The sequence below is a fragment of the Streptomyces sp. NPDC088354 genome, from assembly GCF_044753585.1.
Classification (GTDB): Bacteria; Actinomycetota; Actinomycetes; order Streptomycetales; family Streptomycetaceae; genus Actinacidiphila.
In genome coordinates this window covers 83,436-96,182 of record NZ_JBIVNJ010000004.1, presented here as the reverse complement: position 1 = coordinate 96,182, position 12,747 = coordinate 83,436, and the positions used below count along the sequence as shown (strand labels likewise).

The window sequence follows — 12,747 nt, the reverse complement described above, 5'->3', positions numbered from 1 at the left end:
CGTGTCTTCAGGTGATCGATTCTTGTAGAGCGTCGATCGGAGGACAGTATGAAACAGGCGATGAAGGACATACCGAAGGTGGTGTGGCTCCTCGCGACCGGAATGTTCTTCGTCGCGGCGGTGAGTTTCACCTTCGTCTACCTCTTCGTCTACCTGACGGGCCCCCGCGGACTCAGCACCTCCCAGGCCGGCCTGATCGCCGGCGCCGGAGGCATCGGCATGGTGGCGGGCAATTTCAGCGGCGGCTGGTTCGGCGACCGCTTCGGCCACCGGCGCACGCTGATCACCGGCATGGTCGTGTCCGGTCTCGGCCTCGCCGCCCTGCCCGTGATCCCGACCGGCGCCCTCGCGATCGTCTTCCCGCTGGCCCAGTACGGCACCGGCGTCACCCGTGCCTCCAACTCGGCGCTCATCGCCTTCTCCGTCCCCGAGGGCTCCCGGAGGCAGGGTTTCGCCCTGCTGCGCTTCATGGCCAACCTCGGCGTCACCGTCGGCCCCCCGCTCGGCGCGCTGATCGCCGCCACCACCTCGTACGGCTGGCTCTTCGTCGCCGACGGCCTCGGCATGCTGGCGTTCGGTGTCTACGCGCATTTCATCCTGCCCGCCAACGGCAACCACCGGGCGAAGAGCAGGCCCCCCGCCGACGCCCCCGGCCTGTGGGCGGCGCTGCGCGCCAAGCCCGCGGTGCTCCTGCTGCTCGTCGCGATCCTGGTCGCCGACACCATCTACCGCCAGCAGTACTCCACCCTGCCGGTGTTCCTGTCCGACCACGGCATCGGCACCGGGGTCTACGGCGCGCTCATCGCCATCAACGGCGGCCTGGTCATCCTCTTCGAGCTGCCCGTCACCGTCGCGCTGCGCCGCCGGGCGCCGCTGCCGATCATCGCCCTCGGCATGGTGCTCGTGGGCGCCGGATTCGGCGTGCTCTCGGCCGGCCGCTGGTACATCGCCATCGGGGTCGTGATGATGATCCTGCTCACCGTCGGCGACATCCTCTACAAGTCGCCCTCCACCGCGTACGTCGCCGACAACGCCCCCGACCACCTGCAGGGCCGCTTCCAGAGCATGTACGCCGGCGCCTCCATCAGCGGCGTCGTCCTGGCCGCCCCACTGGGCGGCGTCCTGTACGAGAAGGCGCCCGGCGCCCTGTGGCCGCTGTGCGCCGTGCTCGGCATCGCCGCCGGTCTCGTCGTCTACGCCGCCCACCGGATGCCGGGCGAGCGGGCCGCCGCCGCGGAGCCCGACGCGGTCACGGCGACGACGCAGTCCTGATCGGGCAGGGCGCCGGGCTCCGGCGGCCCGGCCCGCTCCGACCGGTCCGGATGGCGGGCCGGTTGGGCAGGCGGGGGGACCAGCGACTAGCGTTCGACGCATGACTGACTCGACCGCCATCTCCCGCGCCACCGGTGCCGTTGCCGCAGGCCTCGCCACGATCGCCGACGACGGGACCGTTCTCGACACCTGGTTCCCCGCGCCCGAGCTCATGACGGCGCCCGGCCCCGCGGGGACGGAGCGGCTCAGTGCCGAGCAGGCGGCCGAACTGCTGGGCGAGAACGCCCCGAAGGCGCTCGGACCCGACCCGCGCCGTGGCGTCGAGGTCGTCGCGGTCCGCACGGTGATCGCGTCGACCGAGGACAAGCCGCTGGACGCCCACGACGCGTACCTGCGCCTGCACCTGCTCAGCCACCGCCTGGTGACGCCCAACGGCCAGAACCTGGACGGCATCTTCGGGCTGCTCGCCAACGTCGTGTGGACGTCGCTGGGGCCCGTCCCGGCCGGCAACATCGAGCGCGCCCGCCTCGCCGCCCGCGCCGAGGGGCTGCACCTGTCCGTCTACGGTGTCGACAAGTTCCCGCGGATGACCGACTACGTCATCCCCTCCGGCGTCCGCATCGCCGACGCCGACCGCGTGCGCCTCGGCGCGCACCTCGCCTCCGGCACGACCGTGATGCACGAGGGCTTCTGCAACTTCAACGCCGGCACGCTCGGCACCTCCATGGTCGAGGGGCGCATCAGCCAGGGCGTCGTCGTCGGCGACGGCTCCGACATCGGCGGCGGCGCCTCGATCATGGGCACCCTGTCCGGCGGCGGCAAGCAGATCATCTCCATCGGCGAGCGCTGCCTCCTCGGTGCCGAGGCGGGTATCGGCATCTCCCTCGGCGACGACTGCGTCGTCGAGGCCGGCCTCTACATCACCGCGGGCACCCGGGTCACCCTGCCCGACGCCACCATCGTCAAGGCCTCGGAACTGTCCGGCGCGGACAACCTCCTCTTCCGCCGCAACTCCACCACCGGCACCGTCGAGGTCCTTCAGCGCAAGGGCTCCTGGGGCGGCCTGAACGCGGTCCTGCACAGCCACAACTGACGGCCGGGCTGACCTGCTGCCGAGCTGTCGGCACTTGTCGACGTCGGTCGTCGCGGAGCGCCCTTCCACACGCCGGACGGCCCGGGAGGGCGCGTGCCGCAGTCACCGGCCCCGTTCCCCCGGGTTGCATGCCCGACGGGTCGGCGCAGTCCCTGCGACTCTCCCGGCTGCGCTCGCGCGGGAGCGCCCCGCGGCGCGTGGCTGCGGGGCGCTTTGCGAGGGGGGTCAGTCGATCTTCTGCCCGTCGTACGTTCCGCCCTTGCAGGTCCAGGTCGCCCAATCGACTGTTCCGCCGCCCTTCTCGCACTCACCCACGGTGGGGGCGGCGTGGGTGGCGGCGGTGGCGGTGGCGGCACCTGTGAGGCCGAGTCCGGCGAGGGCGGCCGTGGCGATGACGGCGGTGAGGATTCGTCGAATGCGCATGTGGTTCGCCTTTCACGCATTGCCTCGGATGGGACACCCTCAGCTTGATCTTCACCCATGTGGGTGGCGCGCCATGTTGCGCCATTCGGGTGACAACCCTGTGGGGTGCGGGGTCGGTGACGCGGCCCGCCGGACAGGCCCGGTGGGCGGTGCCGCGCGTGGCCGCCTCGCGGTCCCGTTCTCGGGGGATGGCCGGTCCGGGCTGCCTGCGACGTGGCGGCACGGGCCCGGGCCACGCCCGCGCTTTGTGGCATCGCACGGCCCGCACCGGCGGGACGGGCGGCGGATGACCCGACGGGATCACCGGGGCGGCGCGGCGGCACTCGAACCTATGGACGAATTCAAGCCGTCCCGAGCTGCTGCGGTCCGCGCGCCGGGTGATCGTGAGGCAGGGCGGGGCACCGAAGCCCCGGGCGATGAAGCGGGTTCCCAAGGAGCGGACCGCCTCCGTGAACGGCGCTCCGCCCCGACCGGGCCACTTCGGGCTCGGTGGCTGCCCCTTGCCCGCGCAACTGCTCGCCAGTGCGCGGCGTGCGGGAGATCCGAGGAAGAGGGCCTTCAGGCGGGATACGTAGCGGCCGGCTGCGGGGCGGACCTGCTCAACGGCCGGTCCGGGTGATCGGCACGGACGCGCATCGCCCAGGGGCGGACGCGTGGTGGAATGCGGGGGGTGGTGGCCCCGGTTCCGACGGGGCCACCACCCTCTGTGCCGCCTCTGTCCGGTCAGGCCGGTTCCGCCGGGGTCAGCGGTAGCAGGTGGTCACGAGGACCGTGTCACCGGCGTGGACGACCGTCGGGGCATGCGGCGACACCGCGACCACCGCGTCCTGCTGCTTCTTGCAGTCGGACATCCGGACCCGGGTGAAGGTGGGCGTGAGGTGGAAATGGACCAGCGCCACCCTGGCCCTCGCCGCGCTCGCGCCGGCCAGTTGCTCCTTGGCGGTCCTGCCGTCGCTGGTGCGGACGAGCAAGGTGGTGCTGTCGGCGCCGGTGCTCTCGGCCGCGGTCCGCACCGGGGTGTGCGAGCCGCTGCCGGCGGCCAGGGCGGTGCCCGCGCCGCAGGCCACGGCCAGGGCGGTGGCGATGCCCGCGATGGCGGTGGCGCGCTTGCGGCGAGCCCCGCGCTCGATGACGGCCGTGTCGAAGTGCGGCGTCTCGGCGGTGTTCACGAAGTCGTTCATGGCGTTCACCAGTTCCTGTTCGAAGAGTGTGCAGCCAGACGGCTGAGAATCGCGTGATCTCATCGGATTCCTTCCGTGGGCTGCTGCGGTGAAGGGCTGGAGAGTGCGGGGAACTGGCCTCTGAGCTTGTCGATGCCGCGAGCGAGCTGGGACCGCACGGTGCTGGGTGAGATCTTCAGGTCGGCCGCGATCTCGTCATCCGACAGGTCGTGGAAGTACCGCAGCACCACGACCGTTCGCATACGCATCGGCAGACCCTGGAGGGCCCGGACCAGTTGGTCCCTCGTGTCCACCTGCCCGTACTGGTCCCCAGGGGCGGCACGGTCGGCGCCGTCCTGGTGCGGGGCCGTGCGACGGAACCTCCGCCACCGGTCGTTGACCAGGTTCACCATGATCCGCCGCACGTAGGCCTCCGGAGCGTCCTTGGCGGCGATGGTGCGCCACTTGCGGCAGGCCCGCTCCAGGGTCTCCTGGACCAGGTCCTCCGCGGTCTCGCGGTTTCCCGTCAGGACGAGGGCCCCGCGGAACAGCACGGCCGACCGGGCGACGACGAAGTCGTGGAAGTCGTACTCCGACTCCGACTCCGACTCCGCCGGCCCGGGCTCACTGATTCCGATACGGACATCGTGCTCGGTTGCCAGGTCCACATCCCCATCCCTTCCTGTCACCCCTCTCCGACGGGAAAGCGGTCCCGTGTGCTGCACGCGCATCGTGAGACCTGGGTCACAGTGCCGGGCCGCCGGAAGGAACGGGCCCGGCCGGGCGACCGGTGCGGACCGGGTCCGAGGCGGAAGGGGACGCCGTCCGTGGGGGCTGGTCGGGTCAGGGCGGGTTGACGTGGTCTCTGGGCGGACCGCCTGCTCGTCGGCAGGCCCCGGGCTCGGATGATGCCCAGGCTCGCCAGGACGCCGCGTCCCACAGAAGCGGCGGAGTCCGAGCCGCCGCTGAGCGGCGAGCCCCATGCGGGGTCGTGCCACGGGGCCTTCGCGGAGTGGTCGAGCAGGTGCCGCGCCGCGACCCGGGCGGTGTCCTGGGGTACGCCCACCGCGATCAGGGCGTCGCCAGCGCACCTGCCGCATCGTCGGGCAGGGCGTGGCCCCCGAGCCGGGGCCGCAACAGCAGGAGGCGAGCGGCCTGGTCCTGGACGCCCTCGGCCGATGGGTCCGGGCTGTCGGCGACACGGACCAGTCCGGACCACGTCACGGAGGCTTCCTCGACGGGGTGGGCGCCGTGCCGGTCCCGGTGGGTCACCAGGTGGTCGACCCCGTGGTCGTCGGCACAGTTGCGGTGGACGATGACGACCGCGTGGCCGCCCGCGACCGGTATCCGGAACACCGGCCACCGGTCGGGGGCCGTGAGGACCTCCTCCAGGGCGTCGACGTCGGCGCCGTCGTCGCCGAACCACTGCGGGACCGGGCGCTCGCCGTCCTCACCGTGACCGCACGAGCCCAGCAGGTGGTTCGACCAGAAACCCGGGAGGCCCACCAGTGGTTCCCCGGCGGCCGGCGGGCCGCCCTCGTATCCCTCGATCCGCACTCCGTCAGCCTGCCATCGCGCTGTATGGGGCAGTAGGTTCCGCGCAAGCGACGTGGTGGGCGCGGCCCTTGGGGGGCCGGGTGCCGCCCTGGTCCTCAGGCACGCCGACCGGGCGCCCCGCTCCGGCCGGGTCGGCCTGCGGGAAGGGGCGGTACCGCCGCCGGGACTCGTGCGGGCAACCGGTGTTCGACCGCGCGTCGCGGGTCCGGATCCGGCCGGGCCAGCAGCGGGTACCACTCGACGTCGAAGCGCGTCAGGCCCTCGACGGCGATGAACGCGGTGCCGTCGTCGGCGTCCACCAGCACGTGGTCCGGGCCGAGTTCGCCGTGGATCGGCAGCCGCGTGCCGCGTGGTGCCACGCGTGCCGCGTCGTCGAGGTCCCGGAGCGTGCCTCGACCTCCGCACCCGCGCGATGCGGCTGTCGCCGGTTGCCGGTCGTCGGCCCACTGGGCCTCCTCGACGGCGGCCACCCGGGCCGGGTCCCCGTGCGGGCCGTCGCGGAGAGCGACCTGCGGGAGGGCCCGGTGCCCCTCCCGCAGGGGAAAAGCAGGTGAGACGGTGTCAGGAACGTCAATCCGCAGGGGACGGTTGCGGTAACGGCGGGTGACGGACCGGGGAAGCGCGCCCAGGGGGCGCAGACGCGTCTAGGCTGGTGCTGCGCGCGAACGCGCCCCCCGAACACCGCTGTATTGGAGACCCCGTCATGGCCGCTGACCGCCTCGACCTGCCGCCCGTGAGGCTGCTGCCCGAGGACGAGCTGGCGCGGCTCGCGCTCGCCGTGCCGCTGCTGGACCGGGCGGTGCGCCTGGCCCGCTGGTCCGCGCCGCACGTGCTCGTGGACGCCATGGGAGAGCTGGCCGCGGAGGACCACGCGCGGGCGGTGCGGGAGCTGGGGCTGGAGGACACTCCGGACGGGCCCGCGGAGACGGCGCAGGCGTGGGGTGTCGCGGTCGACGCGGGTCTGGTGGAGCTGGACATCGAGGAGCCGGACGACGACGCCCCCGCGGCGGAGCGGGCGGCGGCGCTGGACGAGCCGGCGGGTCGCGCGGTGCCCGGTGAGGCGCTGCGGGGCCTGGACGGGGGGACCCCGCGGGAGGTGCTGGAGCTCTGGCTCACCGCGGTGGAGACGGCGCTGTCCGAGGCGGCGACGCCCGACCTGGAGAGCCTGATGGACGAGCTCGGCCCGGAGGGCGAGATCGACCCGGAGACGCTGGACTGGGACCCGGAGGAGGAGGCCGAGTTCCTGGACGGCGCGCTGGCCAACCTCTACCTCTTCGGCGCCATGGAGGACGGCGGCGGTGAGGGGCAGGATGCCGTACCGCTGCCCGTGCTGGCCGCCTCCCTCGTCGTCCCGGAGGACGTGGAGGAGCCCAGCGACGACCTGCTGGAGGACGTCACCGAGGTGATGATGCGCCTCGACGACCACTTCCGGCTGCTGACCACCACCGGGCTGATCGACTACACGCCGCTGGACGAGGCGCTGATCGAGGAGGCGGAGTCCGAGGAGGAGTCCGGCGCCGCCCCGGTCGGCGTCGGTGACCTGCAGGAGATCGGGCCCGAGGAGGTCTCCCGGTACGGCCTGGTGCGGCTGACGCCGCTCGGTGTGTTCGGGGTGCGCGCCCGCATGCTGGAGGCCGGTGTGCACGCCCCTGCCGCCGGTGAGCTGGCGGAGGGGCCGGCGTCGGCCCTGCTGGAGGCGCTGTTCGAGTATCCGGACCACATCGCCCGCCGCGAGGCCGATCACTGGCTGGCCCGGCGCAAGCCGTACGAGGCGGCCCGCGAGCTGCTGGACGCCGCGCGCGGCGAGGACCGCAACGCGCCCGGCCGCCGGCTGGTGGCCCAGCAGACGCTGAGCCTGCTGGGGAACGAGGCCGAGCCCGCCCTGCGCGAGGTGCTGTCCGACCGTGAACTGGGCGGCCTGGCACGGGTGTGGCTCACGGAGCGGGACGCCGCGGACGTGCCCGCGCCCGACGAGGACATGATCTTCTGGCTGACCATCGACACCATCGCCGCCCAGCTCGACGCCGACGACGACCCCGAGCTGCTGCGCGAGCTCGTCACCGACCTGGTCGCCCGGCACGACGGCTTCTTCTCCGCGGCCTGGCGCGTCGACCACCCCGCCACGGCTGACGTCCTGGAGGCGATGGGCCGGCTGCACCCGGACAAGCGCCTGGCCAAGGACGCGCGCAAGGCGGCCTTCAAGGCGCGCTCCTCGGGGACCGCCGGGTCCTGATCCCGGCGGGCCGGCGCCCGAACGCCTCGGGGAATGGGCGGCGGAACGTCGCCCGCAGTTCAACTCCCGTTGGCCGCGGGGCGCGAACGTGAGGGGCGGCAGAGAAGAGACCTTGGGCCCGAGGAGAGTAACGATGCCGCTCACTCGCAGAGACTTCGCCAGGCGCACTGCCATGACGGGTGCCGGCGTCGCGCTGGCCGGGACCGTCGACGTTCTCGCGACCGCCCCCGGGGCCCTCGCGGCCGGGGCGCCGGAGACCGCCGGGGCGGCCGGGGAGTCCCGGCACCACGGGCAGCTGGGGTACGGCGAGCTGATCCCCGACCCGAAGGGCGTTCTGGCGCTGCCCGAGGGCTTCTCGTACCGGATCATCACCCGCACCGGCGTGACCACGCTGGAGTCCGGCGAGTCCACCCCCTCCAACCACGACGGCACCGCCACCTTCGAGGGTCTGCGCGGTGCCACGCTGCTGGCCAACAACCACGAGCTGGCCGGGGCCCGCGCGGACTGGCCGCACCCGGTGCCGCTGGCCGAGGGCCTGGTCTACGACTCCGGTGCCGCGGGCGGTGTGACCGTCGTCGAGGTCGCCAAGCACGGCGGCCACGTCGCGGAGTGGGTGGGCGTGGCCGGAACCGCCACCAACTGCGCGGGCGGCAGTACCCCGTGGGGCACCTGGCTGACCTGCGAGGAGACCGAGGACAAGGCCGGCACGCACGGGTTCTTGAAGGACCACGGCTATGTCTTCGAGGTCGACCCGTACGACCGCAGGGCCAACCGCGATCCCAAGCCGGTCAAGGCGCTGGGCCGTTACGCGCACGAGGCGGTCGTCGTCGACCCCAAGCGCGGCCACCTCTTCCTGACCGAGGACGCCTCGAACCCCAACGGCCTGCTGTACCGCTGGACCCCGCCGGCCGGTTTCCACCACGGCCGCGGCAAGCTGCGCGGCCTGTCGGAGACGGCCGGTGTGCTGCAGGCCTTCAAGTGCTTCGACTCCGGCGGCCGGTTCGTCGACGACCTCTCCCGCGCCACCAGGATCGGCACGGTCTACGGTGTGGACTGGGTGGACGTCCCGGAGCGCGACGCCAAGGTCACCTCGGTGCGCAAGCAGTTCGCGGCCGGCGCGGTCACCCGTGCCCGGAAGCTGGAGGGCATGTGGTGGGGCGACGGAGGTGTGTACATCGTCTCCTCCTACGCCCGTGAGGAGAGCCCGGGCACCGCGCACGACGGCGCCGTCTGGTTCTACGACCCCAAGCGCCGCACCCTGACCCTGAAGGTCCTGCTCGGCGTGAACCCGGACCCGTCGGCGGACGGCGCCTTCGACGGCCCGGACAACATCACGGTCTCGCCCTACGGCGGTCTGGTCATCGCCGAGGACGGCGAGGGCGTCCAGCATCTGTTCGGCGCCCTCGGCGACGGGCGGACGTACCCGATCGCCCGCAACGAACTGAACATCGGCACCGCGCAGGAGCCGGAGTTCAGCGAGTTCACCGGGGTGACCTTCTCGCCCGACGGCAGGACGCTCTTCGCCAACATCCAGGTGCCGGGCATCATGCTGGCGATCACCGGTCCCTGGCGGCGCCAGGGGCGAGGCGGTGCCTGCTGACCGCGAGTACTCCGCACCGAGGCGCCCGGCGGACCGTGCCGATCACGGTCCGCCGGGCGCCTCTGTGCTCACAGTGCCTTTGCGCCCGGCTTGACCATGCCCTTCACGGTGCGGGAGTCGACGAACTCGCCGAGTGCCGTCATCTCCCACTCGCCGGAGAACTGGCGGATGAACTTGGCCATCATCACGCCCGTGCGCGGCTCGGCGCCGGTCAGGTCGAAGCGGACCAGTTCCTCGCCGGTGGTGGCGTCCATCAGCCGGCAGTACGCCTTGGCGACCTGGTTGAACTTCTGGCCGGAGAAGGAGTTCACGGTGAAGACCAGTCCCGTGACCTCCGGCGGCAGCCCGCCGAGGTGGACGGTGATCGCCTCGTCGTCGCCCGCGCCCTCGCCGGTGAGGTTGTCGCCGGAGTGCTGGATCGCGCCGCCCAGGATCGTGAGCCGGCCGAAGTAGCAGGACTCGATGTGGTTGCGCTGGGGTCCGTACGCGATGACCGAGGCGTCCAGGTCGATGTCCTTGCCGCGGTAGGCGGGTTCCCAGCCCAGGCCCATGCGGACCGAGGCCAGCAGTGGCTTGCCGCCCTTGACCAGGGAGACGGTCTGGTTCTTCTGGAGGCTGACCCGGCCCTTGTCGAGATTGATCTTGCCGCTGCCGGGCGGTGCGGGGGGCGCGGCGGGTGCCGGGGGAGCGGGCGGCTGCGGTGCCATGGAGGGCGCCGGGGGCGGGGGCGCCATGACGGGGGCCGGTGGTGCCTGGGGCGGTGCCTGCGGTGCCTGCGGTGCCTGCGGTGCGGCGGCGGCCGCGGGTTCCTCGTCCACGCTGACGCCGAAGTCGGTGGCGATGCCCGCCAGGCCGTTGGCGTACCCCTGGCCGACCGCGCGGGCCTTCCAGGCCCCGGCGCGGCGGTAGATCTCGACCACGACGAGGGCGGTCTCGGTGCTGAGCTGCGGCGGGGTGAAGGTGGCGATCACGGCGCCGGTGTCCGCGTCGCGGACCGTCGCGGTGGGCTCGGTGCCCGCGAAGGTCGCCCCCGCGGCGTCGGGGCTCGCCGTCACGACGATCTTCTCGATGTCCGCCGGGACGGCCGCGGTGTCCACCGTGATCGCGTCGGGGGACGCACCGCCACCGGACCGGTGGGTGACACCGGGGCCCGAGGGCTGGTTGTAGAAGACGAAGTCGTCGTCGGAGCGCACCTTGCCGTTGGCGGCGATCAGCAGGCCCGACACGTCCAGCCGCACGGGCGCGGAGACCTCCACTGCCACGCGCGCTGCGGAGAGCGGCACATTCGAGCCGGGTGTCATAGCGGTCATGTTCCGCTTAACGATCGTTCCGGGTTTACGGTTCCATTACCGAACGGAGTTTTCACGTGTCACGCATTGTGGTGATCAGCGGGGGCGGAACGGGCATCGGCCTGGCCGTCGCGGAGGCCTTCGCCGGCGGCGGGGACCAAGTGGTGCTGATCGGCCGCCGCAAGGAGGTGCTGGACGCCGCGGTCGAGCGGCTGGGCGGCCGGACGGCCCTGGCCCTGCCCGCGGACCTCACCGACGAGTCGGAGGCGGAGCGGGTCCACGACGTGCTCGCCGAACGCTTCGGGCGGGTGGACGTCCTGGTCAACAACGCGGGCGGCAACGTCGCCCTGAGCGCGGGCGAGCAGACCCTCGCCGAGGTGTGGGCGGGCAACTTCCGGGCGAACGTCCTGACCGCGGTCCTGCTCACCGAGGCGCTGCGCGACCTGGTCGCCGACGACGGCCGGGTGCTGCTGCTCAGCTCCATCGCGGCGATCCGGGGCGGCGGCTCGGGCTCCTACGGCGCCGCGAAGGCGGCCCTGCACCCGTACGCCTACGACCTGGCGGCGGAACTGGGCGGCCGGGGCGTCACGGTCAACGTGATCGCTCCCGGCTTCGTCGACGACACGGAGTTCTTCGGCGGCCGGATGACGGACGAGCGGCGGGCGGTGCTGGTCGGCCAGACGCTGAACGCCCGGGTCGGGGTCCCGCAGGACGTCGCCTCCCTCGCGCACTGGCTGGCCTCCCCGGGAGCGACCCACATCACCGCGCAGATCCACCAGGTCAACGGCGGTGCCGAGCGCGGCCGCTGACCCCGCGGAGACCTGTTCCGGCCGTGTGGCCAGCGGTGGGCGCGGCGTCATCCACCGCCGTGACGCGGAAGCGGGCCGCGTCCCCTTCCGGGATGTGCCGGAGTATCCGCACGTCGACGCGGGAGGCGGCCGGCTGGTCTTCGGGCGTCCGCCGGCCAGGATCGCGGTGCGTCGCACGGACGGCCCGGGGACGCAGGAGCTCCGCCTGATGTGCGACGGCGTCGACACGACCGTGGCGGACCCGGCCGCGAGGGCGCCGGGTTCACGCAGCCGGTCACCGGCGCGCGCTGGGGGAGGGCGACCGGGTTCCGTCTGCCGGGTGGCGGCAGGGTGGGCCGGTACGAGCCCCGCCACGAGCGGGCCACCGGGTCGCGGGGCCGTCCGCGCGCGGCGCGGACCGCCGGGCGGTCAGTGCGGCCACATCGGCGGGTGCGTGGTGAAGTGGCCGCCCAGGTGGGCGTGGTCGGGGTTGGCGGGGTCGAGCTCGCCCTGCTCGGCGATGAGCTTCGCGGCGTACGGCTCGGAGTCGTCGCGGGGCTCGTAGCCCAGGGCGCGGGCGCCGGACAGGTCCCACCACAGGCGGGTGTTGGCGGAGCTGCCGTACACCACGGTGTGGCCGACGCCCTCGGCGGTGAGGGCGGCGTGGAAGAGCCGGGCGCCGTCCTCCGGGCTCATCCAGACCGAGAGCATGCGCACGGAGGTGGGCTCGCGGAAGCAGGAGCCGATGCGGACGGAGACCGTCTCCAGCCCGTGCAGGTCCCAGTAGAGCTGGGCGAGGTCCTCGCCGAAGCCCTTGGACAGCCCGTAGAAGGTGTCCGGGCGCCGCGGGGTGTCGACCGGGATGAGGGGGTCGTCCCCGACCGGGCGGGGGGTGAAGCCGACGGCGTGGTTGCTGGAGGCGAAGACGATCCGCCGGACGCCCTCCTCGCGGGCCGCCTCGTAGAGGTGGTAGGTGCCCTCGATGTTGGCGTGCAGGATCTTCTCGAAGGAGGACTCCAGGGAGATGGCCGCGAGGTGCACGATCGCGTCGACGCCGCGCACGGCCTCGCGCAGGGCCGCCCGGTCGGCGAGGTCCCCGATGATGGCGACGGGCGCCCCCTGCACGGGGGCCACGTCGAAGAGGCGCAGGTCGTAACCGTGGGCGGGGAGGAGTTCGCGCATCAGGGTGCCCAGGCCGCCCGCGGCGCCGGTGAGCAGGATGGTGCGGGGAGCGGGCATGCGCGGGTCTCCTCGGTCGCCGTGGTCCACGTCTGTGGACGCCATTCATATGTATGGACACGCTAGAGAGCCCCTGGGGACCCGTCAAGAGAC

At 73.0% G+C, this 12,747-nt stretch carries 12 protein-coding genes; 5 read left to right on the top strand and 7 right to left on the bottom strand.

Translation table 11 applies throughout. The features are described 5' to 3' along the window. Positions 1-60 precede the first annotated feature (60 nt). Together ACIP98_RS08760 and dapD are read left to right on the top strand one after the other, a co-directional pair. The gene (locus ACIP98_RS08760) at positions 61-1,272 is read left to right on the top strand and encodes an MFS transporter (protein ID WP_319661213.1); all 1,212 of its coding nucleotides are present in this window, start codon (positions 61-63) and stop codon (positions 1,270-1,272) included. Between the two features lie 100 nt (positions 1,273-1,372). Then, on the top strand, positions 1,373-2,365 hold the full coding sequence (gene dapD, locus ACIP98_RS08755; protein WP_319661214.1) for a 2,3,4,5-tetrahydropyridine-2,6-dicarboxylate N-succinyltransferase: 993 nt from the start codon (positions 1,373-1,375) through the stop codon (positions 2,363-2,365). A gap of 225 nt (positions 2,366-2,590) precedes the next feature. Here the strand turns inward: dapD and ACIP98_RS08750 are convergent, their stop codons facing one another. From ACIP98_RS08750 to ACIP98_RS08730, 5 genes are all read right to left on the bottom strand, one after another. Next, positions 2,591-2,788 carry a hypothetical protein gene (locus tag ACIP98_RS08750; RefSeq protein ID WP_319661216.1) on the bottom strand — a complete coding sequence of 66 codons (198 nt, stop codon included), beginning with the start codon at positions 2,786-2,788 and terminating at the stop codon, positions 2,591-2,593. Between the two features lie 743 nt (positions 2,789-3,531). Further along, entirely contained in the window at positions 3,532-3,969 is a 438-nt protein-coding gene (locus tag ACIP98_RS08745; protein WP_401974530.1) for a hypothetical protein, read from the bottom strand. 59 nt (positions 3,970-4,028) lie between these two features. Next, positions 4,029-4,616: a SigE family RNA polymerase sigma factor gene (locus ACIP98_RS08740; RefSeq protein WP_401974527.1), complete on the bottom strand. Its 588-nt coding sequence runs from the start codon at positions 4,614-4,616 to the stop codon at positions 4,029-4,031. 403 nt (positions 4,617-5,019) lie between these two features. Continuing rightward, positions 5,020-5,505, bottom strand: a complete 486-nt coding sequence (locus tag ACIP98_RS08735) for a hypothetical protein (RefSeq protein ID WP_401974525.1) — start codon at positions 5,503-5,505, stop codon at positions 5,020-5,022. A 95-nt stretch (positions 5,506-5,600) separates the two neighbouring features. After that, complete coding sequence (locus ACIP98_RS08730) at positions 5,601-5,864, bottom strand: hypothetical protein (RefSeq protein ID WP_401974522.1); 264 nt, start codon at positions 5,862-5,864, stop codon at positions 5,601-5,603. 344 nt (positions 5,865-6,208) lie between these two features. Here ACIP98_RS08730 and ACIP98_RS08725 point away from each other — a divergent pair, with 344 nt between their 5' ends. Next, a complete protein-coding gene (locus tag ACIP98_RS08725) occupies positions 6,209-7,738 on the top strand; it encodes a hypothetical protein (protein WP_401974519.1) in 1,530 nt (509 codons plus the stop codon). A gap of 133 nt (positions 7,739-7,871) precedes the next feature. Further along, positions 7,872-9,338 carry an alkaline phosphatase PhoX gene (locus tag ACIP98_RS08720; protein ID WP_319661220.1) on the top strand — a complete coding sequence of 489 codons (1,467 nt, stop codon included), beginning with the start codon at positions 7,872-7,874 and terminating at the stop codon, positions 9,336-9,338. A gap of 68 nt (positions 9,339-9,406) precedes the next feature. Here ACIP98_RS08720 and ACIP98_RS08715 read toward each other — a convergent pair whose 3' ends face one another. Then, positions 9,407-10,639, bottom strand: coding sequence for a TerD family protein (locus tag ACIP98_RS08715; protein WP_401974826.1), 1,233 nt, complete (start codon positions 10,637-10,639; stop codon positions 9,407-9,409). Between the two features lie 65 nt (positions 10,640-10,704). On the opposite strand from ACIP98_RS08715, the gene ACIP98_RS08710 reads away from it, so the two are divergent. Next, the gene (locus tag ACIP98_RS08710; protein ID WP_401974516.1) at positions 10,705-11,436 is read left to right on the top strand and encodes an SDR family NAD(P)-dependent oxidoreductase; all 732 of its coding nucleotides are present in this window, start codon (positions 10,705-10,707) and stop codon (positions 11,434-11,436) included. 408 nt (positions 11,437-11,844) lie between these two features. On the opposite strand, the gene ACIP98_RS08705 is transcribed toward ACIP98_RS08710, so the two are convergent. Further along, the gene (locus ACIP98_RS08705; protein WP_401974514.1) at positions 11,845-12,654 is read right to left on the bottom strand and encodes an NAD-dependent epimerase/dehydratase family protein; all 810 of its coding nucleotides are present in this window, start codon (positions 12,652-12,654) and stop codon (positions 11,845-11,847) included. Between the last annotated feature and the right edge of the window lie 93 nt (positions 12,655-12,747).